This window comes from Cryobacterium algoritolerans, assembly GCF_004402785.1.
GTDB lineage: Bacteria > Actinomycetota > Actinomycetes > Actinomycetales > Microbacteriaceae > Cryobacterium > Cryobacterium algoritolerans.
The window spans coordinates 58880-84454 of sequence record NZ_SOFP01000009.1; the positions used below are offsets into that span (position 1 = coordinate 58880).

The window sequence follows — 25575 nt, forward strand, 5'->3', positions numbered from 1 at the left end:
CATGGACCAGGGACCCACGACTGTGGGCTCGATCGTGGGCCGTTTGTCCATGGACCGCGACCACTGGCTCGCGGACATGCAGAAGACGAAGACCGACGTCCGCGAACTCGGTGCGCTCGAGCCGAAGATCAAGATCGACGCGGATGTCGCGGCGGCCCTGGCGAAGCTCGAACAGGTCCGGCGTGCAGCCGAGGCCGCCGGCGTGCACACCACGTCGTCGGTCACGGCCACGTCGACCCCTGCCAGCGGTTCCGCTTCCACCGGTGCCGCCGCCAAGGTCGACGCTGTCGCCGCCGCAGAGCGCCGCCTGGCCCTCGCCGAGGCCGCGTCGGAATCGGCCACCGCCCGGGCAATCGTCGCGGAGATGAAGTTCGAGGAGCAGCGGGACAAGCGCAAGCGAACCGCCGCGCAGGTTGCCGCCGCTGAACTCGCCCTCTCCGAGGCTGTCAAGCGTTCCGACGCTGCCGCGACCCGGGCGGCTCTCGCCGAGGATGCTCTCGCCGCCGCCCAGCGCAAGGCCGCCGAGTCCGCTCTCGCCGAAGCTGCCGCGCAGGAGACCCAGACGGCCGCGACCGTCAAGGCCAACCAGGCCAACTCGACGAACGTGTCCCGCACGGGCATGATCGCCGCCGCCGTGGCCGCACTCGTCCCGATGATGGTCCCCCTCGCCGCGTTCACCATCGGTGCCGCCGGCGCGCTCACGATGATGGGCATCTCTGGCGTCGTCGCCGTGAAGGGTATCCATGACGAGATGGCCGCAGGCACCACCGCTGGCCAGGAGTACACCGCGGGCATCCGTGAACTCAAGGGTGACCTCGACACGCTCGCCCACACGGGCGCCGTGTCCATGCTGTCGTCGTTCCACACCGCCACCAGTGACCTGAACAACAGCATGCCCATGCTCAACCGTCAGGTGGGCGAGTTCACCGGGTTCCTCGGCCGCAGCGCCACGAACGTCTTCGCCGGTTCCCTGCAGGGCGCACGCGTGCTCGAGCCGCTGATGATGTCGATCGCTGGCTGGGTCGAACGGCTCTCGGCCGGATTCAAGTCGTGGACGGGCAACGGCGGGCTGCAGACCTTCGCGAACTACGCGATGGCGACCCTCCCGCAGGTGGAGACCACGCTCGCCGCGGTCGCCCAAGCGATCATGCACATCCTCGAAGCCCTGGCACCCCTCGGAACGATCGGACTCTCTGTCCTCACCGGGATCTCCGAGGCGATCAACGGCATCCCCGTGGACGTGCTGGCCACCCTCACCGGTGCCGTGCTGGCCGGTGTGGGCGCGTTCAAACTGTGGGGTTTCATCGCCCCCATGCTCGCGGCCGTCACCGAGGCTGTCGCACTCACGACGAACTCCATCGGGCTGCTCGGAGTCTCCATGGAGATCGCCACCGGCCCCATTGGCTGGATCGTCGCTGGCGTGTCTGCCCTCGTGGCTGTGTTCGCGGTGTCTGCCGCAGCGACCCAGCAGGCCACCGCTGTCACAGACTCCTACACGGCCGCGCTCAAGGCCGACTCGGGTGCCATCGGCGAGAACGTGCGCCAGCAGGCCATCCAGCAGCTCATGGCCTCCGGTACGCTGGCCGCCGGGAAGCAGCTTGGCATCTCCGCGAAACTCGTCACCGACGCCACCCTCGGCAATGTGCCCGCGCAGATCGCTCTGAACTCTGCCATGGGCGACGCGGCAGTGAAGGCCGGCCTCTACAAGGTGTCGGGGACTGGTCTGACTGATTCGCAGAAGGCGACGAAGGCTTCGATCGCCAACGTCACCGATGCTCTCGGGGTGAACGGTTCTGCGCTGCACCAATCCATTGCGGACCTGAAGCTAACCGCTGAGGCCAACGGTGTCACCACGGCATCGACTGACGCCCAAGGCGCGTCGGTGAGCGAGCTCGCTAAGCGGTACGGCATGACAGTTGACGAGTACCTCGCGGCCACGGTTACCCAGGGAAAGACTGCAGCTCAGCTCAAGGCAACCTCGGATGCGATGAAGCTGCAAGGTACCGCAGCGGAGCTGCTCAAGCAGTCCCTGGACCTTCTCAACGGGAAGACCCTCTCGGCGGCCGGCGCGCAGAACCAGTTCGACTCTCAGATCGCCAACATGTCCACGCACATCAACGCCGCAGGCAAGGAGATCAACCGCGCCGACACGCTCCTCGAGGGCATGACGGCATCCGCGGTGAAGAACCGCGGCGAGCTGATCGGGCTCACCACGGCGGCCGAAGCCAACGCGCAAGCGTTCCGCGACAACGGCGGCAGCGCCGACGACACCAAGGCGAAGCTGATCTCGATGAAAGACGAGATCATCAAGAACGCGATCGCCCACGGCGAGGACGCGGACCAGGTGCAGAAATACGTCGACACCCTGTTCAAAATCCCGGACACAATTCCGCCGACCAAGCTCGAACTAGACGCTGCACAGGCATCCGCTGACCTCGCCGCATATCAGTTCAAGCTCGGCCAGATCCCGTCGCTCATGCGCACGGTGATGACCGTCGACCAGGTGATGGGCACGGGCGTGGGCGTGCTGAAGAAGGCAGACGGCGGCACGGTCTTCGGTCCGGGCACGGCATCGTCCGACTCGGTTCCGCACATGCTCTCCGTCGGCGAAGAAGTCATTTCGAACAAGAACGGTCAGGCCGACAGGAACCGGCCGCTGCTCAAGGCGATCAGCGCCGGGCGCGTCCCGCACACGCTCATGGCTGGCGCTGTGGCGGCGTCTCCCGCGCCTGCGAACTCTGCGCCATCCAATCGCCCGATCTACGCCGAAGGGTCCCTGTTCGGTTGGATTCGCGAAGTAGCGAACGGTGAGGCGACGTTCCTGATCAACCGTGCGGCGGGAGACCGCAAGGTGGGCCTGTCCACGGGCATGCAGCGAGCAGCTTTCTAACATGAACCAGCGAATGGAGACACAAATGACCGAAGACAATCTCAATCCAGCCGGGGGAGAAAGAGGCAGCGCGGCTGAGCCCGCGGGCTTCTACCCAGGCGAGGCCACCCACCCAGGTGCTGCGGCCTATCCGGTCGGCAGCGGCGATCCGGACGATGCCCAGACCTTTGATCGACAGACTCACCCGAGGAGATCAAATTGACCAGCTACATCCGCAAAATCTGGGCGGACTTCGTGACGGGGAACACTCCGATCACCGCGGCAGATCTCAACCATCTCGAACAGGGTGTCGCGGACGTCGACATCACCAACCCGGCATCTCCGGCCGCAATCCTGCAATCAGCCACGTATGCAGCACGCACGGCGCTGCTCCCGAGCATCACGCCTAGGCTCATGGCATCTCCCCCGACCGTGCTCGTGACCAATGATACGAGCGGCGGGACTACGGTCCCCACGCCCAAGACCCTGCCAGGGCAGAGCTACACGTCAATCCTGGCTAACGACCTCACCGCGTACCTTCCGCTGGGGGTGGGCTCGACGCCACCAACACCCGGAAGTTCAACTCTCGGTCCGTACACTGCTGTCTGGTCCCCGTCCAGCGCGGGCAGCCCGCAGATCGTTCGTCCCAGCTTCCTGTTCGATGGAACTATCTTCTCCCTGACTCTTCGCCAGTTCGCTAGCAATCAGTTCCGCATCATGGTTGACGGGGAGTATGTCACGCAGTACCCCGTGACACTGGGCGGTGTGAGTAACAGCTACTCAGAGGTGAAAGCGACTTTCGCCACGCGCGCGGTACGCCGAATCACTGTCGAACTTTGCGGGACAAACGACCTCTTCCTCGGGATCAACTTTCAGGTCAACGACACGGTTCGCGCTCTTGCCGCCCCGAAGCGGCGGCTCGTGGCGGTCGGGGACTCGTACTTCGGCGGCGGCGGTACACCGCCACTCGGGACGTGTGTCTCGTACATGGCGCAGGCCCTCGGCTTTCAGGACTTCGTGAACGCGGGGGTCGGCTCGACCGGCTGGCTCGCTGCTGGCTCGTACACCAACATTGCGGCCCGCTTACAAACGGACGTGATCGCCCACAACCCAACTGACGTGATCATCGCGCTGGGCCATAACGACACCGGATTCACAAACGCTGCCATCACCGCGCAGGTGCAAGCCGTCCTCGCATCTATCCGCGCGGCGCTGCCGAATCTCCGATCGCTCGTCGTCACCGGTCCCCTGTTCGCCGGGGCCACACCGGGCGTCTACGCCGCCATGAGTACCGCCATAGCTGCTGGCTGCGTGGCCTCGGGGGCGACATTCGTGGACACTGTCCCCGTGCCGATCTTCACTGGTCAGGGTCGGGTCGGTGCAACGACGGGCATTGGCAACAGCGACCTCTACATCACCTCGGACGGCACACATCCCAACGATGCAGGGTCGGCGTGGCTGGGAGCCTCACTGGCACGCAACATCGCCGCCGCCCTCGTGTAACCCCTGCTATCCGACCCAAATAGCAGGATCACCCTGCAGATAGGCACCACAAATGACTGATGACCTGCTCAAGCGGGCGAAGAGACAGCGCGCCAGGGCGGCAGAGTCCGCAGCTGCCATGGACGCCGACTGGTACGTCGAGGAAGAACGCAAGATAGACTCCCTCGGCCTCACGGAAGCCGAGCGGCAGAAGGCCAAGGCGAACCTCATGGGGGATCTGGTCCGGCGGCACAAGCGCTCGGAGGGCCGCGCGAAGAGGGACAACACGCCGGCCAAGCTGCTCGAGCGTGACATCAAGTTGAAGGGGTCGAGTCATGGCCGGTAGGTCGAAGAGTCCGGAAGGCCTTCAGGGTCGCGCGAGCCGTGCCCGGGGGAGCGCTGTGGGTGCGTCAAACCGTGAGGCGCTCGCCTGGCACAAGGAGGAAATGGCGAAGCTCGAGGCGCAGGAGCTCACGCCCGATGAGCTGCGAGTGGCCACCCGAGCCCTGCTCCTCGCCTTTGGGCATCGTATGGCGAAGGGCGCCCGCCAAGCTAAGTCTCAGAACTCAGTACAAGCGGTGCTGACCCGCGAGGTGGCAGCGGAGATCGCACGTGAGCACCAGTCGGAGATGCTTCGACCGTGAGCCGCGGGGGAGTCGTGCGTGAGTGGCCGGCATCGTCTGACAATGAGGCATGGGCGGCCCTGGCGAATGAGGCGATGCAGTTGGAGACCCTCGGCGCCGACCGTGCTGAGAACGACGCCTGGCTGACCACCATACACGCTCTCGTCGCTGAGCACCTCGACTACGTCACCTTCACCGAGCGTCGCATGGCCGCGCTGAAGGCGAGGATCCGGGGGCGGAAGCTCGCGCAAACAAACCTGCGCTACAAATACGGGATCAAGGAGCGGAGCATTCGGCTCGTGCGTCGTGACACGATGAGGTTCTTGCTGAGGTAAACGCGCCAAAGGCCACCGTCTCGCCGTCGATCGGTTCGAGCACAGCGATATGCTCCCCACATGGCTGAACTTGATTATGCATTTCTGGCTGACTACGCGCAGATCGAGGGCGGAAAGATATCAGCGCTCGGCGCCAGCTACACCCATGCAATTGTCCCGAGCTTCCCGACTGCATGGATTACCACGGTCGCTGGTCGAATCCGCGCCGATGAGTCCGAGGGGCCGGTGGATCTGGGAATCAAGATCCTCCCTCCGGACAAGTCATACGAGATCGGCGTATCTGGACCGATAGAGCCGGGCCCCGACGTTCGCCCGTATGATGGGAAGATCGGTCTGCTTTTCACCGTCACCGCGCAAGTGCCGCTGACGTCGCCTGGCCTGTACGAGGTTCTGATCTTCATAGGCGGCGAGCAGGTGCGGCGTCTGGCATTCAACGTCGAACTTGCGTCGCAGTGAGATACCGGGTCACAGCGCACTACCTGATGCGAATGAAGCAACGGAACATTACAACCGACCAGGTTGACGAAGCACTCGCCAATATCGTGTCTACATGGCCGACTCCTGAGGACTCCACGTGCATTACGGGAAGAACTGCTGGAGGCCGGCTGTTAGTCATTTGGGTAGTGGGTTCCAAATGGCCACAATCGGATACACTCACGATCAAGAGCACGGCATGGAAGGATGAGGAGCAATGACAACGTCACGCTTCAAGGTCTCGATCGACATCGAGGCTAACGCCGCATACATTGCGATGTCCGATGAGCCGGTCGCTTCGACGAAGCATGTCACTGACGTGGTTCTGGTCGACTTGGACGCGATGAACGTCGTCGTTGGCATCGAAGTTCTTCGCATCGATGGCGAAATTCCTTTCCAGCGACTCATCGACGAATTCCACGTCCACAGCAAGGACGTCGAGCTGTTGCGTCTCCTTCGTCCGAACGTCGGAGCGGCTTTCTCCCTTCATCACGGGACCGACGGGGTTGCCGCCCCGGCGCGAAGCGGAGTGCTCGTCAGCACAAAGTGACGGCCGGACTTGCAGGCAAACTGAGCGACTAAAGGTACGGCGCCCACTTCGCAAACGTCATGCTGAGCACTCGCATGGAGATCTCCATGCTGCCGCTCAGGCCGGCGCACTCTGGCGCTGCCGTGGCGTTGCATGAGTCCTGCCAAGCTTGGCCGGCGGCGGCTGCGTCGTGTGCCAGCCCGGCCGTGGAGGCGTAGAGACCGCTGATCTCCGCGGGAGGTGTGTCCTTGCCCGCCCCGGTACCTAGAGTCATGCTGATTGTGCTCGCGATCATCGAGCCTTCGAGGAGTTCACCCCGGCACGGCGACGTCGAACCATCCGAACCCGAGCACTGGTCCTTGTCCCACTTCGTCTGCCACCGGTCGAGCGTGTCTTTCTGGCCAGCCACGACTGAGTCCCATTGGCTGACGGACGCCTCGGTCGAGTATGGAGTCGGCGTCGCTGTGGCCGCTGCGGGCGCCGAGGGAGTCGAGGTGCACCCGGTGAATGCGAGGGCGATGAGACCGGCGAGGATGATGACGGGCGGGCGAGCAAGAGATGGCACTGGCATGGTTCCCCCTGGACTGTTAGTCGCAGGCTAGCGCGGACCAGTGACGGGTGAGAAGGCGCAGGAGACCCCCAGAGAGGGCGTGATGAAGCTTGGGTGACGCTGGGTCGCTGTGGCCGCGTTCAGGCGCTCAGGGCGTCCATGCGGTCAGCGAGGGACCGCAGCCACGCCGGGAAGGCCTCGTACTTGTCGGCTGCCGCGCGGAACTCGGCCGCGGTCATCTCGCCGTCGCCAGCGAAGTGGATTGCCCCCAGGACCGGATCGCCGTTCGTGAACGCTGAGATGTCCGCCTGGACTATGCCGTCGTCGAACGTCTCCGACACGACCTCATGACGCCACTCCGCGGGGTTCGGGCTGTTGTCGTGCCCGACGCCGCTACATCCCTCGAACTCGCACGGCATTGCCATGGCGGCCTGATCCCAATCGGGACCCCACGCCTTCGCGAGTCGCCGCCTGGTCTCCGCCGCAGCGTCGTCGTCGGGACTGGCAGTGATCTCGTCCATGGCATTCCTTTTGCTTCGCAGGGCCGTTCGGTAGTCTCCGCGACCAACTCTGAGTCGTGTGGGGCCTGAATGCAAGGCTGTCGGCGTCACCTATGCTGACCGCCATGAGACACGCGGCAAGCCCCGGGGCCCTACTCGAAGACGCCATCCGACAGATCGTCCGGGAGGAGGTGCGCGCGGCGCTGGCCGACGCGGAGAGAATTCGCGGCGCGACGACGCCAGTCCGGGCACCTCGATTCGGATCAGGTCCTCAGGCCCTCACGCCGGAAGACGTCAGCGCGAAAACGGGCGTCGCCGTTCAGACCCTCTACAACTGGCGCCACCTCCGCAAGGGCCCTCGTTCCTTCAAGCTCGGCCGGCTCGTCCGCTACTTCGAATCCGACGTAGACGAATGGATCGCGGCACAGCCTAGAAAGCTGCCCTGAGGTGCTCGACCTCGTAGCGTCTGGACAATGAGTCGACTATCCAATCCCTATCCAGCAACTATCGAATTCCTTATCCGCGAGATGGTGCGTGAGGAAGTTCGGAGCGCGCTGGATAGAGAGTGGATACGGATTCTGGATAGAGAGTCGATAAATATCGGACAAGGAATCGTCACTCGCGACCCGCGACAGCTCTACTCGGTTGCGGCTGTCGCCGACCTCCTCGAGATGTCCAAGGTCTGGGTCTACAAACAGATCAGGGAGGGCAAGCTTCCCGTCGTGGAGTTCGGCGACACACGGCCGCATCAACGGATCCGCGCGACCGACCTGGAGGACTTCATCAGCGACCACATGGTCCGCCGAGGAGAGAACACGTCGGGGGTTACTCGCTGAGTGAGTACCCTTCGCGCTCACGCGGCGCCGGCGGCTCGATGACGATGACCTACGCACTACGGAGGTCATCGACTCGCGAACGTTCGACAGCCGTTCGACCCGGGCAAGGACGGCGGTGGCAGAGCCTGACAGGCCGAGCTGGTAGGACTGACGCACCCGCGTACGCCTCACCCGCGTGCGCGTAGGCGTGACCGGGCGCCGTGCTCAGTCCCGCAACGGGTGCTCTGTGCCTGTCCTGTGGGCTTCTGGGGGACGTGCGAGCTTGCGCATGGTGGGACAAGCTGCGCGGCTCAGCGGTACACGCCGTTGTGGTGTCGGGTGACGTTGTAGAGGGCGTAGCTGAGTCGCTTCTCTCGTTTCGTGGGCGTCCCGTCGGCTTTCGAGGTCCCGGGGAGTGCGGCGTACCGCTCAAAGAGCTCCTGCTCTCGGTCTACGCGCTGGGCCCACATGTCGATCTGGTGGCAGCGGGTCGCGTCTGCGGTCATCAGGGTGTTCTCGAAGCCGAGCCCTCGCTCACGGGCGATCTTGGAGACCACTCCAGGGGACACGTTGAAGTGTCGGGCGATCTCGTTGCGTCCCCACTTCATCGCGATGTGGTCGCCGATGCTCACCCTAACCTCGGGGGAGAGCGGGGTTGTCGTCGGCATGCCTCCACGCTATCCCGGGCGACCGACATCAGCGGTGCCAATTCGTGTCGGCGCGCACGTCGCTCATCCGCGCCATGCTTGCCGCTGGCGTAGCCTGACGACCATGAGCAGAATCTTCGTCCCCAGTACCATTTCAGGGGAGCCCCTAAATTGGTGAGCGGCTACCTGCCTCCCAACGGTGCGCAAATTCAGTACTCGCTCCCGGCCTATCACGGCGCCGCAGATCGGGCAGCGGGGGATCAGCTCGAGCTCTTGCAGCACCTGGAGGATGCGCTGCGCGCAGGTCTGGAGATCGCCGAGCAGACACGAGCCGATGCTGCTCGATCGGAACGCCATTCGAGGATCATCGCCTGGTGCTCGTTTAGCCTCGCTGTCGCATCGCTCGCCGCGGCCGTTGTCGCCATCTTCGTCTAGTCGTCTGCGCGCCCCTGGCGAGGTGTCCCCCCACCGAAACCCCACAACTCCCCACAATTCAAACGTGGTCCAAGAATCGAAGCACCCTCAAAAACGTTGATATTCCGGGGTTGTGCAGAGTTTCCCGCGTCATTCCGGGGCTGTTTAGCGGGTTCGAATCCCTCACTTGCCACCCACTCTTTGCGTGTCCCGTAGCGTTGGAGCATGACCGCTCCCGCTTCGACCGAACTGCTCCGCCTGGCCCAGGACGTCGCCCTCGAAGCCGGTGAGCTCGCCCTGACCCGACGGGCTGCGGGGGTGCATGTCGCGGCCTCCAAGTCATCGCCAGAAGACGTGGTCACGGATGCCGACCGCGAGACCGAGGCACTTATCCGTCGCCGCCTGGCCGCCGCCAGGCCTCACGACGGATTCTTCGGTGAGGAATCCGCCGCGACACCCGGCAGCTCAGGTCTCACCTGGGTCATCGACCCCATCGACGGCACCGTCAACTACCTCTACGGCATCCCGGCCTGGGCGGTCAGCATCGCCGTCGTTGAGGGCAACCCCGACCCGGCGACCTGGACGACCCTGGCCGGCGCAGTGCGCAACCCCGCCGCCGACGAGCTCTTCAGTGCGGCGCCCGGGCACGGTGCATTCCTCGGCAAGCACAGGCTGCAGGTTCCCTCCGGCGTCCCCCTGTCGCTCGCGCTGCTCGGCACCGGTTTCTCCTACCAGGCCGTCCGCCGGGAGCGCCAGGCCGACGTCGTGCGGGGCCTGGTCGGCCAGGTGCGGGACATCCGCCGGATCGGCTCCGCCGCCCTCGATTTGTGCGGGGTGGCCGCCGGTCGGCTGAACCTCTACTACGAGCGCGGCCTGAACCCCTGGGATCATGCGGCAGGGGCGTTGGTCGCGCGCGAGGCCGGAGCCAGGGTCGGCGGGTTCGGCGACGACCGGGAGGGAATCGAGCTGCTGATTGCCGGCGCACCCGACCTCTACGAGGTGTTTGAACCGATTCTTTCCGCACTCTTCGACCGGCACATGGACGAAGGCGGTCTGTGACGGCGACACGCCGCACGCATCCGCAGGATCCCGGGCGAGTCGCCACCGGCAGCGCACTGCCGGGAGCCTCCGTCGACAGGCCCCTGCACCCCCGTGTTCGGGTGTCATTCGGCCTCGCCGAATGGGAAATCGGCGGTTCACGGGTTACCCTGTAGTGATTCGTTACTTTGGCGCTGGCCAAGATGACATTCCTGGCCCCCTGTCCAACGCACCGAAAGAACCTCTCCTTTGCCCCCTCGCTTCCCCTCATCGGCTGCCTCTGCGCCCGATGCGAGTGACCCGGCAGGACAGCCCTTCGCAGGAGCGTCGTTGACCCGTCGTGAACTGCGCGAGCGTGAGCGTGCGGAGCGGGCGCCAGTGGAGGTTGCCGACGCGCGTCACACGAGCCGTTATGACTCTCGTGTTGTCGCGGCGTCCCTGCCCGCTGCGCCGGTCGAGCCAGAGCGGGCCCCGGAACCGGCCCCGGCGACCGCGTTCGAGCCAGAGCCGCTCGAACCTGCGCGGGTGTCCAGGCCGCTCGCCGAGGACCTGGCCGACGCGGACGCGCACCTGCCCGAGCTGGACACGGTCACGATTCCGGACACGGATCGGCTCATCGCGGCCCCCGCGGCATCCGAGGCCCCGATGTCCGACCTCGAGCACCTCCAGACGGACGTCTCGCCGGTCACGACCTCGACACCGATCCAGTTTCCCACCCGCGCTCAAGCCCGTGCCAGGCAGGCCGCAGCGCGCTCCGAGCACTCCACCCTGCAGCCGGCCGCGTCACTCCCCGACCCAGCGCGCCCGGCAGCGACACCCGCTGACGCAGCACGTCCCACAGCAACACTCCGTGAAACGACGCCCGCCGACGCGGCACGCCCCGCAGCGACACTCCCTGAGACGGCCCTGCCCGCGGCATCGTTCGCTGAAGCCCCTCGGCTCCGGGCGATCGCCATGGCGCCGGCCGCGGCACCGAGGTCACCCCAGACCACCAAGCCGACGAGCCGAATCGCCCGGCGGCTCGCGACGACCGGTGTGACGTTCGTGGCGATGGCCTTCGTCGCCCTGATGGCCGTCTCCACCTCCCTGCCGGCCGAGGCGCTCCTCTCCTCCGCCGATGTTCAGGCCGCTGCCCACGCGTCCCTGCGGAAGACCAGTACCGAGCCCGCACAGACGCTCACCATGGACGGCGGCACCGACGTCATCACGGTGCAGCGCGACGGCTACGAATCCAAGACCATCGCCGAGGTCGCGGCGGCCAGCGGCATCCGGATGGAAGCCACGTTCACCAACAACCCGAACGGCACGATCCAGTGGCCGTTCGCTGTCGGAGTGCACATCGGCGACCGGTTCGGCTTCCGCGACTGCGCCGGCTGCTCGTCCAACCACGGCGGCCAGGACTTTAATCCGGGCATCGGCGCCCCGATCCAGGCGATCTCGGACGGCGTCGTGAGCGTCGCCGAAGACGGTGAAGGCAGTCTCGGCGTGCACATGATCATCGACCACATGATCGACGGCAAGCTCGTGTCGAGCGTCTACGCGCACATGATCCACGGCTCGATGCTGTTCAAGACCGGCGACGTGGTCAAGGTCGGGCAGGTCATCGGCCAGGTCGGGAACACCGGGATGTCGACCGGGCCGCACCTGCACTTCGAAATCCGCCTCGGCGGCAAGGACGGCACCAAGGTCGACCCGCTCGTCTGGCTCCGCGCCAACACGAATTAGCATCGCGCCCGTGCGGTTTCCGGGTTGGCGCCGGGCAGATCAGACGGTGCAGCGGCGCTTCTGAGGGCCCGGGCCGCCTCGGCTCAGGCGCGGTCGCGTTCGGGCAGTTCCTCGTCCAGACGGGCGCGGCTGATCGCGGTGAGAAACCCCTCGGGCAGCGCGTACTGCGAGAGCCCGGCGATGCTGAAGGTGTCGGTCTCCGCCCGGTCCTCGGGCTCGAGGGCGACGACCTGGTCGTGCAGGCGTTCCATCTTCACATCGAGGCGATTGGCGACATCCGCCGCTTGTTTCAGGTCGTGCACGAGGTCGACCGGTACCTTGCCCTGGTACTTGTAGAAGATCTTGTGTTCGAGGCTGGCCCAGAAGTCCATCGCGACGGTGCGGATCTGGATCTCGACCGTGACCGGTTCGACCCGGTCCGACATAAAGACGGGGATCGCGGCGATGAGGTGCAGGCTCTTGTAGCCGTTGGGCTTCGGCGCCGCGATGTAGTCCTTGACCTCGAGTACGGTGATGTCCTGCTGGCTCGTGAGCATGTCGAGGATACGGTACGTGTCGGAAATGAAACTGCAGGTGATCCGGATGCCGGCGATGTCCTGGACCTGGGCGCGGATGTCATCGAGCACGAGCGGGCAGCCCTTGCGGACGGCCTTCTTCAGGATGCCCTCCGGCGACTTGAGCCGGAAGTTCACGTGTTCGATCGGGCTGTAGTCGTGGATCGAGCTGAACTCTTCCTTGAGGATGTTGATCTTGGTCATCATCTCGTCGGTCGCGAACTTGTACGACATCATGAATCGGGTGAGCTCGGTCTTCAGCTCCCGGCGCTCGGCGACGCTCCCGGCGGTGTCGAACCCCTTGTCGATGCCGCTGATGGCCACGTTTACTCCTCCTGCGCGCCCAACGACCGGCGCTGCATGCCGATTGTCCCACTCGGGGTTGCGGGTCGGCTGGCAAGGGAACCAGTCGCCCGCTTAGCCACGCTTCGAGGTCCGGCCGCGAATGCAGGATGTGTAGCCAGGGCGGGGCCGGGTGGGGCCAGCGCCAGCGTGGCATCCTGCACGATGCACCCCGCCAGGCAACCCTGCGCTGGGGCTGTTGCCCGGGGGGAAGTGTGCACAGATTTAGCGATGGTCGTTGCGGGCGCCACCTAACGCGCCTTCCTGTGACGATGACGGATGCTGCGGTAGCGATCACCCTGCGTGGCGGTGTCGCAAACTATCGCCAGTTGGTCTCCTCGGGCGTCACTCGCGCCCAGGCCACGTCCGCGCTCCGTTCAGGAGCCATCTGGCGCGTGCGCAACGGCTGGTTCGCGGTGCCGGGGACGCCCACTGATGTCGCGCGCGCGGCGCGGGTCGGCGGGAGCCTCACCGGGGCATCCGTTGCCCGGCTGCACGGGCTGTGGCTGCTGGCCGACCCGATCCTGCACGTGCGGGTGGCGCGCACGGCGAGTCGGCTGGCGTCGCCGGAAGATCGGGCAATCAGGCTCGACCCCGCTCGGCACGGCGTCTGCGTGCACTACAGCACGGCTGCCGGAACCGGGGAGGCCCGTGATCCCCTGGTGCGCGCCCTCGCCGAGATGTTCGCCTGCGGCCAGGGCGATTCCGCCCTGATCGCCCTCGACTCCGCGCTCAACCTGGGCGAACTGCGACCGCACCAGCTGGACGATCTGGCCAGGGCAATTGTTCCGCACCGCCGTGCGTTGCTTGCGCTCTGCGACGGTGGGAGCCAATCGGGGCTGGAGACGCTCGTGCGATTGTTCCTCGTGCGGCAGCGGATCCGGGTGCGGAGCCAGGTTCGGCTGCCCCGGGTCGGTCGGGTCGACCTGCTCGTCGGTGATCGGCTCGTACTCGAACTCGACGGCGAGGAGTTTCACACCGGACTCGCATTCGAGGAGGACCGCCGACGAGACTTCGAACTTGTGCAGCAGGGCTACCTCGTGCTGCGGATCACCTATCGGATGATCATGGAGAACCGCCCGTGGGTGGAGGTGGGCATCCTCGCGCTCGTTCGCGGAGATGAGCATCGCTGGCGCGCCACCCGGGTTGGGCCGGCCTCCGGAAGGTGAATGCAGGATGCGGCGGTAGCGCGAGGCCAGGTGGGGCCAGTGCCTGCGCGGCATCCTGCATGCGCGGATGGTGGTGCGGAGGAACCCGGGCCGCCCGGGTGCGACCCGAGCACCCCGGGCGTGAGTGGTCTAGGCGCGCAGCCAGGCCGTGGTGTCGCCGGGCAGGGTGCGCCCGGCAAGCGGTTCGCTGGTCAGGAGCAGCTCCCCGGCCGGCAGCTCGATCGGCTCGGTGCCCGTGTTGGCGACGACGACGACTCCTCCGTTCCGGAAATGAACAATCGGGTCGCCGAAGCCGGCCAGCCAGTCCACCGCACCGAGTCCCAGGGCGTGTTCGCGGCGCAGACGCAGCGCGAGCTTGTACAACTCGAGGGTTGACCCGGGGACGCCCTCCTGCGCGTCGCGGGCGAGCGTGCCCCATTCCGCGGGCTGCGGCAACCAGCTGGCCGAGGTCGGGCCGAACCCGTAGGAGGGCGCGGCGCTTTCCCACGGCAGGGGCACACGGCAGCCGTCACGGCCGTAGCGTTCGCCGTTGGTGCGGAACCAGGTTGGGTCTTCCCTGGAGGCGTCCGGAAGGTCGATGACCTCGGGGAGCCCGAGTTCCTCGCCCTGGTACAGGTAGCTGGAGCCCGGCAGGGCGAGCATCAGGGCGGTGGCGGCGCGGGCACGCTGGAGGCCCACCACCGTGTCGGGCAGGCCCGCCGTTTTGGGGCCGATTCCGTGGCCCTGCAGATTCTCCGCGGTCAGGGCCAGGCGCGAGGCGTGGCGCACGACATCATGGTTTGAGAGTACCCAGGTGCTCGGTGCGCCGACGGCGCTGAACGCGGTGAGGGAGTCGTCGATCACGCGGCGCAACGTCGGGCCGCCCCACGGCGTCTCCAGGTAGGCGAAGTTGAAGGCCTGGTGCATCTCGTCTGGGCGCACCCATTCGGCGACATGGCTGAGCGGGTCGACCCACGCCTCGGCGGCGAGGATGCGTTCCCCGGGGTACTCGTCAAGCACCAGGCGCCAGTCCCGGTAGATCTCGTGCACTCCGCCCTGCGCCCAGTACGGCGCCGTCTCGGCCCACTCGGCGATGATGCCCGGTTCTGTCACCGTGGCGCCGCCCATGCTGCCGCCCTCGACAGGAGGGGTGTAGTCGGGTAGGCCGGCCGCCTTGATCATGCCGTGCGCGACATCCACCCGGAAACCGTCGGCGCCGCGGTCCAGCCAGAACCGCAGCACGCCCCGGAACTGAGCCCGTACCCACGGGTTGTCCCAGTCGAAGTCCGGCTGGGTGGTGTCGAAGAGGTGCAGGTACCACTGGCCGGGCGTGCCGTCGGGATTCGTGAGGCGGGTCCAGGCGTTGCCGCCGAAGACGGATTCCCAGTTGTTCGGCGGGAACTCGCCGTGCTGACCCTTGCCCTCGCGGAAGATGTAGTGCGCCCGCTCGGCGCTGCCCTCCGGGGCCGCGAGCGCTGCCTGGAACCAGGGGTGCGCGCTCGACGAGTGGTTCGGCACGAGGTCGACGATCACCCGGATGCCCAGCTCATGGGCGGTGTGCTGCAGGGTGTCGAAGTCGGCGAGGGTGCCGAAGATGGGGTCGACGTCGCAGTAGTCGGCCACGTCGTAGCCGGCGTCGTGCTGGGGAGAGGTGTAGAACGGGGACAGCCAGATGGCGTCGATCCCGAGGTCGTGGAGGGCAGGGAGGCGCCCGGTGATACCGGCGAGATCACCCATGCCGTCACCATTGGCGTCCGCGAAGGAACGGGGATAGATCTGGTAGATCACGGCGGTACGCCACCACTCCGCCGGTGTCCGATCGTGTTCTGTCGGCGCCTCGCCGGTCATGGATGGTTCGACTTCGCGCACGGCGGTGTGCTCCCTGGCTGATGGTGTGTTCACGGCTGCTGATTCCTTACGACGGGGTGTGCTGGTGCGCCTCAGGAACGTGCTGCGGTGGCGCACGCCACTCGTCAAGCTTTCCACAGAACCAGCAATTAATGAAAGCGTTTCCAGTCCGGGGCATATTTCGTGGTCCGGTACGGCCGACTACTCGGTTCTAAATCTCATCAACTGGCCCGAGAGATCACAAAATGTACCGTCGTCTTGCGGAATTCTGAATGGCTTGCTATAACTGGAAGCGCTTGCACAAAAGCTTCAGGGAGATTGTCCTCTCGCCACTGCGCGATGGGATCTTGATCCCACTCACACAGATGAAAGGCACACCAATGAAGGTGACCAAACGGTCCTGGCTGGGCATCGCCGCGGTAACGGTCGCGGCTCTCTCGGCCGCTACGCTGACCGGCTGCTCCTCCCCGGCCAGCAGCGGCAGCGACCTGACCAAGAGCGGCAACAGCACGCTCACCCTGTGGGTCGACACCCAGCGCGCTCCCGCGCTCAAGACCGTCGCCGCGCAGTTCAAGAAAGACACCGGCGTAACGGTGAAGCTGGTCGTCAAGGACTTCGCCACGGTCGACCAGGACTTCATCAGCCAGGTTCCGACCGGCAAGGGCCCCGACATGATCGTCAGCCCCCACGACAAGCTCGGCGCATACGTCAAGAACGGCGTCGTAGCTCCGCTTGAGCTCGGTGACAAGGCGGCCGCCTTCGCCAAGGTCGCCGTCCAGGCCGTCACCTACGATGGAACGGTCTACGGGCTCCCGTACTCGATCGAGAACGTGGCGCTCCTGCGCAACACGGCCCTCGCGCCGAAGGTTGCGACCACCTTCGACGGGGTCATCGCCAACGGCAAGGCGGCAGTGGCCGCCAACAGCGCAACGGTGAAGTACCCGTTCCTCCTCGGGCTGGACCCCAAGCAGGGCGACCCATACCACATGTACCCCTTCCAGACCTCGTTCGGATCATCCGTCTTCGCCCAGAACAGCGACGGCACCTACGACCCGAGCAAGCTCACCCTGGGCGATGACGCGGGCCTGAAGTTCGCCGCGGCCGTCAAGCAGTGGGGTGTGGACGGCATCCTGAACCCGAACATCACGGGTGACATCGCCATTGACGCGTTCAAGAAGGGCGAGTCGGCGTACTACCTGACGGGCCCCTGGAACGTGCCGGCCATCAAGGACGCAGGCATCAAGTACGCCATCGACGCACTGCCCTCCGCCGGTGGCCAGGAGGCGAAGCCGTTCCTCGGTGTCAATGCCTTCTTCATCAGCGCGAAGAGCACGAACAAGATCGCGGCAACGAAGTTCCTGGTTGACTACCTTGGCACCGATGCCGTGCAGGAAGAGCTGTACAAGGTCGGCGGACGCCCGCCGGCACTGACAAGCGCCTACGACACCATTGCCAAGACGGATGCCGACGTCAAGTCGTTCGGTGACATCGGCCTGACCGGCGTTCCCATGCCTGCAATCCCCGAGATGGCCTCGGTCTGGGCAGACTGGGGCTCCGCCGAGCTGCAGCTGATCAAGGGCGACGGTGAACCCACCAGCGTCTGGACAACGGCCACGACCAACGTTGCAGCAAAGATCAAGGGCTAACACCCTTCCCGCGGGCCAGATCGGAACCGGCGCGTGCGCCGGTTCCGATCTGGCCGCAACGGGGTCGATGGGCCCGGCGCTACGCCGCGTCCATCGCAAACCCCAGTCGAAGCGGTTCTCCGTTCGGAGCCCTAACCCGGCGCAGCACTTTCAGTACTGAGGAGCACAACCAGACCATGGCAGCCGACGGCAAGAGCCGAGCAGAGACGCTCGTGCGAAAGAGGCCCACGAAGTCCCTCCCTCGCGAGCGGGGGCAGAGGCCGGAACGCCTCAGGAGCGAGATGACCGCACTGCTGGTCAAGATCGTCCTGCTGGGCATCCTCGATGCGCTCGCGGTCTACGCTCTGTTCATCATGCTCGGACTGCACCAGTGGGTGCCGTTGGCCGCAACGGTGCTTATCACCGGCCTGGTCAACTGGATCTATCTCGGCAGGGGAAAGCGGCTTCCGGCGAAGTACCTGACTCCCGGGGTCATTTTCCTGCTCATCTTCCAGGTCTTCGTGGTGCTGTTCAGCGGCTACATCGCCTTCACGAACTACAGCGACGGGCACAACAGCACGAAGGAAGATGCCGTCAGCAGCATCATCCAGGTCGCGGAGAAACGCGTCGCCGATTCACCCGCCTATCAACTCACCATCCTTGACAACGGCGGCGCCTATTCCTTCTTGGTCACCGACCCGGACGGCGCGGTCAAGATCGGCTCGGCCGACCAGCCACTGAAGGTCGTCCCGAACGCCACCCTCGACTCGACGGGGAAGGCCATCGGGCTCAACGGTTATACGACCCTCAACCTGTCCCAGATCCTCGCCAACCAGAGTGCCATCACTGCCGTTCGGGTCCCGCTCTCCGACGACCCGAGCGCGGGGGCACTGCACACCGATGACGCCAGCGCGGCCTACGTCTATCGGTCTGACCTGCAATACGACGCCAAGGCAGACACCTTCGCCGACAGCAATAACGTCGTCTACGTCAACTCCGGCCGTGGCTCGTTCGCCACGGCGGATGGCGCGAAAACCCTCAGCCCCGGCTGGAAGGTCGACGTCGGTATCGACAACTTCGTCAAAGCGTTCACCAATCAACAGCTGAGCGGTCCGCTGTGGCGCGTCATTCTTTGGACATTCACCTTCGCAATCCTGTCGGTGCTGACCACCTTTGCACTCGGTCTGTTCCTGGCAATCGTGCTCAACCACCCACGGCTGAGGGGCAAGAAGTTCTACCGCGTCCTGGTGATTCTGCCCTACGCATTCCCCGCGTTCCTGTCCGGCCTGGTCTGGGCCGGCTTGTTGAATCCGCAATTCGGTTTCGTCAACCAGGTAATTTTCGGCGGCGCGCATATTCCGTGGCTCACCGACCCCATGCTGGCGCGATTCAGTGTGCTCCTGGTCAACCTCTGGCTGGGTTACCCGTACATGTTCCTGGTCTGCACGGGGGCCCTGCAGTCTTTGCCGGAGGAACTCGAAGAGGCGGCCCGCGTCGATGGTGCGAATCCGTGGCGGGTCTTCAGGTCGATCAAGCTGCCACTGCTGCTGGTCTCGGTCGCGCCACTTCTGATCGCGTCCTTCGCGTTCAACTTCAACAACTTCAACGTGATCTACATGCTCACCAAGGGCTGGCCGCGTTTCACCGACACGACCTTCGACATCGGCTCAACGGACCTGCTGATCACAATGGTGTACAAGGTTGCCTTCGGACAGGGCGGTGCGCGCGACTACGGGCTGGCCAGTGCGCTGTCGATCCTGATCTTCATCCTGGTCGCCGCCATCTCGATCATCGCGTTCAGACGGACCAAGGCCCTTGAGGAGATCAACTGAGATGGTCACTACCGCTCCCACCACGACCGACGCCCACACCAGCGGGAACCTGCCCGTCCCCGTCGCCATGACCAAACGACCGTTCAGCTTCCGCCGGTGGTTCCGCGACACGGGCTGGCGACACCTCATCGGCGTGATCATGGCGATCTTCGCCGTGTTTCCCCTCCTCTACGTGCTCAGCGCCTCATTCAACCCGGGTGGCTCCCTCGTGGGCTCGAATGCCCTCTTCACGAAGATCGATCTGCAGAACTACGTAAACCTGTTCACGAATCCGGACCAGCCGTTTGCGATGTGGTTCCTGAATACGATTCTCATCGGGGTGGTCACCTCGGTCAGCACCGTTTTCCTGGGTGCCCTGGCCGCATATGCCTTCTCGCGGATGCGTTTCCGTGGGCGCCGCGCCGGGCTCCTCTCGCTCATGCTGATCCAGATGTTCCCCCAATACCTGGCAGTCGTCGCGATCTTCTTGCTCTTGTCCGCCATCTCCAACGTGTTCCCGATCCTCGGCCTCGGCAGCCAGCTGGGCCTGATCCTCGTCTACCTGGGTGGGGCGCTGGGTGTCAACACGTACCTCATGTACGGCTTCTTCAGCACGGTCCCGGTCTCGATCGACGAAGCAGCCAAGCTCGACGGCGCGAGCCACGTGCAGATCTTCTTCACGATCATCCTGCGCCTGGTCGCGCCGATCCTCGCGGTGGTTGGTCTCCTGTCGTTCATCGCGACGACCGGGGAATACGTCATCGCGAGCATCGTGCTGACCGACCCGAGCACCCAGACGCTGGCTGTGGGGCTGTACTCGTTCGTGTCGCAGGCGTTCTCGAACAACTGGAGTATCTTCGCTGCGGGCGCCGTGCTGGCGGCCGTGCCGGTCATGGCGGTGTTCCTCGCCCTGCAGAAATACATCGTAGGCGGGCTGATCTCCGGATCCGTGAAGTAGTACGGCATGCGCGCGCAGGACGAGTCTCCGCGTCTGCTGCCCCACCACGACGGCTCTCCGCTCCACGTCTCCACGCCGAACCCTGGGTTGGGCGAGAGCGTCAGGGTGCGGTTGCGCGTCCCGGAGTCGTTCGGAACCGTGGCGACCGTCTACGCCAGGTCCAACCCCGATAAGGAGCCGAGATTCGACGCGGCCCGGCTCCTCGGCACCGCGGACGGCTGGCAGTGGTGGGAAGCGGCGATCCTGGTGGAAAACCCGGTGCACGGCTACCGGTTCCTGATCGACCTGGACGACGGGACCCACTGGTGGCTGAACGCCACCGGCCTGTCCTGCATCGAGACCCTTGACACCGAGGACTTCAAGCTGCTCGCCTACCCGGCGGCGCCCGACTGGGCCACCTCCAGCGTGATCTACCAGATCTTCCCCGACCGGTTCGGGCGCTCCCCGGCCGCCGACGCCAGGGAAACTCCCGAGTGGGCCAGCCCCGCGAACTGGGACGACCCGGTAGATCAGGTCGGCCCAGGTCGCTCACACCAGTTCTACGGCGGCGACCTCGACGGCATCATCCTGCACCTCGACCACCTGCAGCGGCTCGGCGTCACACTGCTCTATCTCACTCCGGTCTTCCCGGCCGGGTCGAACCACCGCTACGACGCCTCCAGCTTCGGCGAGGTCGACGAGGCGCTCGGCGGCGACGCCGCGCTGGTGCGACTGGTCGAGGCCGCCCACGACCGGGGATTCAAGGTGATCGGCGACCTGACCTCCAACCACTCCGGCGACCGACACGAGTGGTTCAGGGCAGCGCATTTCGCCCCGGATGCCGCCGAGAGCTCCTTCTACTACTGGCTCGACGCCGAGCACGGCACCTACACCTCCTGGTTCGGCGTGCCGACCCTGCCCAAGTTCAACTGGTCATCCGCCGAGCTTCGCAGCCGCTTCATCGAGGGGGAGGGTTCCGTGGTCGCAAAGTGGCTACAGGCGCCGTACCACCTGGACGGTTGGCGGATCGACGTGGCCAACATGACCGGCCGCCTCGCGGGAGAGGACCTGAACGCCGATGTGCGGCAGACCATCCGCCGCACCATGGTCGAGGCCAACCCCGACACGCTCCTGCTGGGGGAGTCGACCAACGATGCGTCGGCCGACTTCCAGGGCGACGGCTGGCACGGCGCCATGACCTATACGAACTTCACCCGGCCGCTCTGGAGCTGGCTGTCGCGGCCGGGCAGCCCGTCCTCGTCGTTCTTCGGCCTGCCGTACGCCACGATCCCGCAGTACGACGGGCGCCAGTTCGTCGCCACTCACCAACGATTCGTCGCCGGCTTCCCGTGGCGCACCCGGCTGGCCACGATGAATGCCCTCGACACCCACGACACGCCCCGGTTCCGCACCCACGCGATCGACGGTGGGGTGCCGGTGGCCTTTGGAATGTCGGTGACGCTTCCCGGCATCCCGATGGTCTTCGCCGGCGACGAATTCGACCTGATCGGAGTCGATGGGGAGCACTCCCGTACCCCGATCCCGTGGTCGAGCGTGGACGAACCGCGGGTTGCGGGCACGATCGACCTCTACTCGGCGCTGATCCACCTGCGCACGGCGCACCCCGCGTTGAGCGAGGGCGGGATGCGCTGGCTGCACGTGGGCGGCGATGTGCTCGCCTATGTGCGCGAAACCGCGGGGGAATCGGTGCTGCTGGTGGCGGCCCGCGCGGCCGGGGAGGCCGGGATCCCCGGCTGGGCGGTGGCGGGAGCAGAGGCCGCCACGCGGCTCTTCGGGGACGCCGACCTGAGAGTGGAGGCGGGCGGCATCCGCTTCACTGCGAACGGCCCGTCGTTCACGGCGTGGGCCCTTCCGGGGGTTCGGGCGCCCGTCGGCTGAGCGCGGTCAACGGGCGTGCGGAGTTGGTGATAATCTTTACCGGTTGCCGAAAAACAAAGGCTCAGCTTCTGCCCAACGGAAGCTTTGCCCCCTTAGCTCATTGGTAGAGCACTTCCTTGGTAAGGAAGAGGTAGTGGGTCCGATTCCCACAGGGGGCTCAGGCTTGGAAGCTCTTGCAGCCGACAGGCCGTGGCGGGGTAGCTCAGTTGGTTAGAGCACACGGCTCATAATCGTGGTGTCGCGGGTTCAATTCCCGCTCCCGCTACCAGAACATACGGCGAAGGCCCGGCATCCAGAGGATGCCGGGCCTTCGCCGCTCTCATTTTCTACTGCGTGTCACGATCGAGCCGACGAACGCCGAGACCAGCAGAACAACGGATCCGGCGCCCTCAATGGTCCATCTCGCACGAGACCAGCGAGGGATGGGTCCCGCTTCCTGATGCTGTGATCGCCGACGTGACCGGACGCGCCACAACTCACTTCACCCGGAGAGCGGCATACCGAACGCGGCGAGCACGGGACCGGCGGCGATCCCGATGATGAGCACCGCAATCGCACCGACGACAGCGGCCCGAGAAGCAGCTGGGTGTCGAGGCGCAGGTGCGCGAACATCCGTCTTACCCCGTGCGAACATCGGTGCGAGCCAGCGGAGGTAGTAGAACAGGCTCGCGACGGTGTTGATCGCCGCGACGACGACGAGCCAGGCTAGGCCGCCGTCCCATGCCGCGGTGAAGGTGGTGAGCTTGCCGACGAACACAGCGGTCGGTGGGGTGCCGACGAGTCCGAGCAGGCTCACGAGGAGAGCTCCAGCGAGCCACGGGTGCGCTGCCGAGGCGCCGCGGTAGTCCTCGATCGAGCGGCGCGTCGGCAGTGCGGCGATGACCGCGAAGGCGGTGATGTTCGATGCCGTGTAGCCCGCGAGGTAGAGCAGTAGTGACGGCAGGGCGAGATCGGCATTGCCCGCAACAGCGACGGGCAGCAGCAGATAGCCCACCTGGCTCACCGTCGACCAACCCAGCAGCCGCCGAACGTCAGTCTGCCAGAAGGCCGCGAGATTGCCGAGGGTCATGCTCGCGGTGGCGAGGATGGCGACGAGCAGGGGCCAGTCGACAGCGCCTGGTTCAGCCCCGCGGGGAAGCAGCTCGAAGAAGCGATACGCGGCGACGAGCGCACCCAACTTGGGAATCGACGTGAGGAACGCCGCGACCGCGGTCCCGGATGCCTGCGTCGCGTCGGGCACCCAGAAGTGGCCTGGTACCCCGCCTGCCTTGAACATGAGCCCGGCCATTACCCCAAGGATTCCGGCGAGGACCGCCGCGGGCGGCGCGGTGCCGAGCGTCGATCGGAGTTCGGAGTAGGACGTGCTCCCGCCGATCCCGAACAGGATCGTGACGCCGAGCAGCAGCGCGATGCCCATGAGCGCGCCGATCAGGTAGGTCTTGAGGGCGGCCTCGGCCGCACCGGGCGACCTGCTCATTCCGACCAGGGCATAGAGCGGGACACTCGCGAGCAGATAGCCTGCGGCAAGCACCAGGAGATCGTTGGCTCCCGCCATCGCGATCGCACCGAGCGCGGAGAGCATCAGGAGAGAGTACGTCTCGCTCTCCCTGGGGCTCCCAGCGAGTTCCTCGGCGCCCAACGCGAGAACGAGGATCGTGGCGAGCGGGATGATGATCCGAACGGCCCCGGTCGCGACATCCACCGCGAGGCCGCCCTCGAAGATGGTCATCGCGGGGGCGGTCATGCCGATCGCTGCCGCCCCGGCGGCTAGCAGTAGGGCGGCGATTGCGAGAAACCGCGTCACCACCTGCTGATCGCGGGGAAGGAACGACCCCGAAAGCAGCACGATCACCGCACCCGTCAGAACGAGGATCTCCGGCAGTAGCGCGAGGGTATCCCGTTGCATGTTCACGAGGGCGCTACCTGCTGACGAGGTCGACGACGACGGATGACGCGGGCTCGACGACATCCAGCAGGAATCGCGGCACGATCCCGATGATCACGGCGAGGAGCAGGAGGGTTGCGATGGCAAGGATCTCCCACCGGTCGAGGTCGCGGAATCCGCGGGACAGTCCCCGTGTCTCGCCCGTGAGCATCCGTTGCAGGGCGCGCAGGAACAGCGCGGCAGTGATCAGAATGCCCGGGAGAGCGAGCGCGGTCCAGGGGACGGGCCCGATGCTGCCCGCGAAGATCTGGAACTCGGCGATGAAACCGCTGAAACCGGGGAGCCCGAGGGAGGCGAACGCCGCGACCGCGAAGAAGGCGGCGTAGCGCGGCGCCGGGGCCGCGAGTCCGCCGTAGGAGCCGATGTCGTAGCTGCCTGTGCGGTCAAAGAGCACCCCCGCGAGGAGAAAGAGGGCGCCCGTGATAAGCCCGTGGCTCACCATCTGCACGACGGCGCCGGTGATCGCGACCTCCCTCGCCTGAGCCGCGCTGTCGGTGACGACGCCCGCCGCGCCGACCGCGAGGATCACGTAGCCCATGTGATTGACCGAGGTGTAGGCGATCATCCGTTTGACGTCGGTCTGGGCGAGCGCGACGAGTGCTCCGTAGAGCACCGAGATGATGCCGATCACGACGATGAGCCACGCCCATTCTCGCCAGGCGTCCGGCAGCAGGGGCATGGCGATGCGAACGAAACCGTAGGTGCCCATCTTGAGCATGATGCTCGCCAGCACGACCGAACCGATCGCCGGAGCATCCGTGTGGGCGGGCGGCAGCCAGGTGTGGAACGGAAAGGTCGGCGTCTTGATCGCGAGCCCGATGAAGACAGCGGCGAGCACGAGGCCGCCGATGACCGGCTCGTCGCCGAAGGGAGGGGATGCCGCGAGCAGGGCCATGTCGAAGGTCTTCGCCGCCGAACCCAGGTAGAGGCCGATGAACCCCACGAGCAGCGCCAGCGAGCCGAGGAAGGTGTAGAGGAAGAACTTCAGTGCCGACCGGGCCGCGTTGCCGTGCCCCCAACCGGCGATCACGAAGTACATGCCGACGATCGAGAGGTCGAAGAACACGAAGAAGAGGATGAGGTCCTGCGCCGCGAAGACACCGAGGCTCGACGTCTGGAGGAAGAGGAAGAGGGCAGCCTGCGAGCGGGGCCGGTCGGTGTGGCGTAGCGCGAAGACGGCGCAGACGACGAAGATGAGCGAGGTGAGCGCGACGAGCGGCAGCGACAGGCCGTCTACGCCGAGGTGATAGGTGCTGCCGACGTTCGGGATCCACGGCAGCTGCTCCTCGAAGGCCAGGTTCCCCGCACCCGGGTCGCGGTAGGCCAGCCACATGCCGACCACCAGGACGAGGTCGAGGAGCGTGACGACAAGCCAGATCCAGCGGGCCGCGGCATCCGTGATGCGGGGCATCGCTGCGAGCACGATCGCGGCGAGCACGGGGAGGAAGACGACAAGGCTGAGCAT

At 65.8% G+C, this 25575-nt stretch carries 25 protein-coding genes and 2 tRNA genes; 20 read left to right on the forward strand and 7 right to left on the reverse strand.

Annotation, left to right across the window (positions count from 1 at the left end; all coding sequences use genetic code 11):
• Position 1 precedes the first annotated feature (1 nt).
• The 8 genes from E3O19_RS01410 to E3O19_RS01440 all read left to right on the forward strand — a co-directional run bounded on the left by E3O19_RS01410 (position 2) and on the right by E3O19_RS01440 (position 6333).
• A complete protein-coding gene (locus E3O19_RS01410; protein WP_134564838.1) occupies positions 2–2890 on the forward strand; it encodes a hypothetical protein in 2889 nt (962 codons plus the stop codon).
• Positions 2891–2915: 25 nt separating this feature from the next.
• Positions 2916–3092: a hypothetical protein gene (locus E3O19_RS17595; protein ID WP_166804412.1), complete on the forward strand. Its 177-nt coding sequence runs from the start codon at positions 2916–2918 to the stop codon at positions 3090–3092.
• Positions 3089–4372, forward strand: a complete 1284-nt coding sequence (locus E3O19_RS01415) for an SGNH/GDSL hydrolase family protein (RefSeq protein ID WP_134564839.1) — start codon at positions 3089–3091, stop codon at positions 4370–4372. The genes E3O19_RS17595 and E3O19_RS01415 overlap by 4 nt, the downstream gene beginning before the upstream one ends.
• A gap of 52 nt (positions 4373–4424) precedes the next feature.
• A complete protein-coding gene (locus E3O19_RS01420; protein WP_134564840.1) occupies positions 4425–4697 on the forward strand; it encodes a hypothetical protein in 273 nt (90 codons plus the stop codon).
• Between the two features lie 55 nt (positions 4698–4752).
• Positions 4753–4995, forward strand: a complete 243-nt coding sequence (locus E3O19_RS01425) for a hypothetical protein (protein WP_134564841.1) — start codon at positions 4753–4755, stop codon at positions 4993–4995.
• A 14-nt stretch (positions 4996–5009) separates the two neighbouring features.
• Positions 5010–5309, forward strand: coding sequence for a hypothetical protein (locus tag E3O19_RS01430; RefSeq protein ID WP_134564842.1), 300 nt, complete (start codon positions 5010–5012; stop codon positions 5307–5309).
• A gap of 60 nt (positions 5310–5369) precedes the next feature.
• On the forward strand, positions 5370–5765 hold the full coding sequence (locus E3O19_RS01435; RefSeq protein WP_134564843.1) for a DUF6941 family protein: 396 nt from the start codon (positions 5370–5372) through the stop codon (positions 5763–5765).
• Between the two features lie 235 nt (positions 5766–6000).
• Positions 6001–6333 carry a DUF2283 domain-containing protein gene (locus tag E3O19_RS01440; RefSeq protein WP_134564844.1) on the forward strand — a complete coding sequence of 111 codons (333 nt, stop codon included), beginning with the start codon at positions 6001–6003 and terminating at the stop codon, positions 6331–6333.
• Between the two features lie 28 nt (positions 6334–6361).
• Here E3O19_RS01440 and E3O19_RS01445 read toward each other — a convergent pair whose 3' ends face one another.
• Together E3O19_RS01445 and E3O19_RS01450 are read right to left on the reverse strand one after the other, a co-directional pair.
• Positions 6362–6883, reverse strand: a complete 522-nt coding sequence (locus tag E3O19_RS01445; protein WP_134564845.1) for a hypothetical protein — start codon at positions 6881–6883, stop codon at positions 6362–6364.
• 119 nt (positions 6884–7002) lie between these two features.
• Positions 7003–7383 carry a hypothetical protein gene (locus E3O19_RS01450; RefSeq protein ID WP_134564846.1) on the reverse strand — a complete coding sequence of 127 codons (381 nt, stop codon included), beginning with the start codon at positions 7381–7383 and terminating at the stop codon, positions 7003–7005.
• 104 nt (positions 7384–7487) lie between these two features.
• Between E3O19_RS01450 and E3O19_RS01455 the strand changes: the two genes are divergently transcribed.
• A complete protein-coding gene (locus tag E3O19_RS01455) occupies positions 7488–7808 on the forward strand; it encodes a helix-turn-helix transcriptional regulator (protein WP_134564847.1) in 321 nt (106 codons plus the stop codon).
• A gap of 27 nt (positions 7809–7835) precedes the next feature.
• Entirely contained in the window at positions 7836–8198 is a 363-nt protein-coding gene (locus E3O19_RS01460) for a helix-turn-helix domain-containing protein (RefSeq protein WP_134564848.1), read from the forward strand.
• Positions 8199–8488: 290 nt separating this feature from the next.
• Here E3O19_RS01460 and E3O19_RS01465 read toward each other — a convergent pair whose 3' ends face one another.
• Positions 8489–8845: a hypothetical protein gene (locus E3O19_RS01465; protein WP_134564849.1), complete on the reverse strand. Its 357-nt coding sequence runs from the start codon at positions 8843–8845 to the stop codon at positions 8489–8491.
• Between the two features lie 153 nt (positions 8846–8998).
• On the opposite strand from E3O19_RS01465, the gene E3O19_RS01470 reads away from it, so the two are divergent.
• From E3O19_RS01470 to E3O19_RS18530, 3 genes are all read left to right on the forward strand, one after another.
• Positions 8999–9259: a hypothetical protein gene (locus E3O19_RS01470; RefSeq protein ID WP_134564850.1), complete on the forward strand. Its 261-nt coding sequence runs from the start codon at positions 8999–9001 to the stop codon at positions 9257–9259.
• Positions 9260–9463: 204 nt separating this feature from the next.
• Complete coding sequence (locus E3O19_RS01475; RefSeq protein ID WP_134564851.1) at positions 9464–10297, forward strand: inositol monophosphatase family protein; 834 nt, start codon at positions 9464–9466, stop codon at positions 10295–10297.
• Positions 10298–10606: 309 nt separating this feature from the next.
• Positions 10607–12001 carry a M23 family metallopeptidase gene (locus E3O19_RS18530; RefSeq protein WP_134564852.1) on the forward strand — a complete coding sequence of 465 codons (1395 nt, stop codon included), beginning with the start codon at positions 10607–10609 and terminating at the stop codon, positions 11999–12001.
• An 83-nt stretch (positions 12002–12084) separates the two neighbouring features.
• On the opposite strand, the gene E3O19_RS01485 is transcribed toward E3O19_RS18530, so the two are convergent.
• The gene (locus tag E3O19_RS01485) at positions 12085–12879 is read right to left on the reverse strand and encodes a GTP pyrophosphokinase (protein ID WP_241981124.1); all 795 of its coding nucleotides are present in this window, start codon (positions 12877–12879) and stop codon (positions 12085–12087) included.
• A gap of 290 nt (positions 12880–13169) precedes the next feature.
• On the opposite strand from E3O19_RS01485, the gene E3O19_RS01490 reads away from it, so the two are divergent.
• Positions 13170–14066: an endonuclease domain-containing protein gene (locus E3O19_RS01490; protein WP_166804413.1), complete on the forward strand. Its 897-nt coding sequence runs from the start codon at positions 13170–13172 to the stop codon at positions 14064–14066.
• Between the two features lie 129 nt (positions 14067–14195).
• On the opposite strand, the gene E3O19_RS01495 is transcribed toward E3O19_RS01490, so the two are convergent.
• Positions 14196–15893: a glycoside hydrolase family 13 protein gene (locus E3O19_RS01495; protein WP_134564903.1), complete on the reverse strand. Its 1698-nt coding sequence runs from the start codon at positions 15891–15893 to the stop codon at positions 14196–14198.
• Between the two features lie 365 nt (positions 15894–16258).
• On the opposite strand from E3O19_RS01495, the gene E3O19_RS01500 reads away from it, so the two are divergent.
• From E3O19_RS01500 to E3O19_RS01525, 6 genes are all read left to right on the forward strand, one after another.
• Positions 16259–17539, forward strand: coding sequence for a sugar ABC transporter substrate-binding protein (locus tag E3O19_RS01500; RefSeq protein WP_241981125.1), 1281 nt, complete (start codon positions 16259–16261; stop codon positions 17537–17539).
• 281 nt (positions 17540–17820) lie between these two features.
• Positions 17821–19350 (forward strand): ABC transporter permease subunit, encoded by a 1530-nt coding sequence (locus E3O19_RS01505; protein WP_241981126.1) that lies wholly within the window; start codon positions 17821–17823, stop codon positions 19348–19350.
• 1 nt (position 19351) lies between these two features.
• Complete coding sequence (locus E3O19_RS01510; protein WP_134564855.1) at positions 19352–20287, forward strand: sugar ABC transporter permease; 936 nt, start codon at positions 19352–19354, stop codon at positions 20285–20287.
• Between the two features lie 6 nt (positions 20288–20293).
• A complete protein-coding gene (locus E3O19_RS01515; protein ID WP_134564856.1) occupies positions 20294–22165 on the forward strand; it encodes a glycoside hydrolase family 13 protein in 1872 nt (623 codons plus the stop codon).
• Positions 22166–22251: 86 nt separating this feature from the next.
• Positions 22252–22323, forward strand: a tRNA-Thr gene (locus E3O19_RS01520).
• A gap of 33 nt (positions 22324–22356) precedes the next feature.
• Positions 22357–22433 (forward strand) — tRNA-Met (locus tag E3O19_RS01525).
• Between the two features lie 213 nt (positions 22434–22646).
• On the opposite strand, the gene E3O19_RS01530 is transcribed toward E3O19_RS01525, so the two are convergent.
• Together E3O19_RS01530 and E3O19_RS01535 are read right to left on the reverse strand one after the other, a co-directional pair.
• Entirely contained in the window at positions 22647–24071 is a 1425-nt protein-coding gene (locus tag E3O19_RS01530) for an NADH-quinone oxidoreductase subunit N (protein WP_134564905.1), read from the reverse strand.
• A 13-nt stretch (positions 24072–24084) separates the two neighbouring features.
• Positions 24085–25575, reverse strand: coding sequence for a complex I subunit 4 family protein (locus E3O19_RS01535; RefSeq protein WP_134564857.1), 1491 nt, complete (start codon positions 25573–25575; stop codon positions 24085–24087).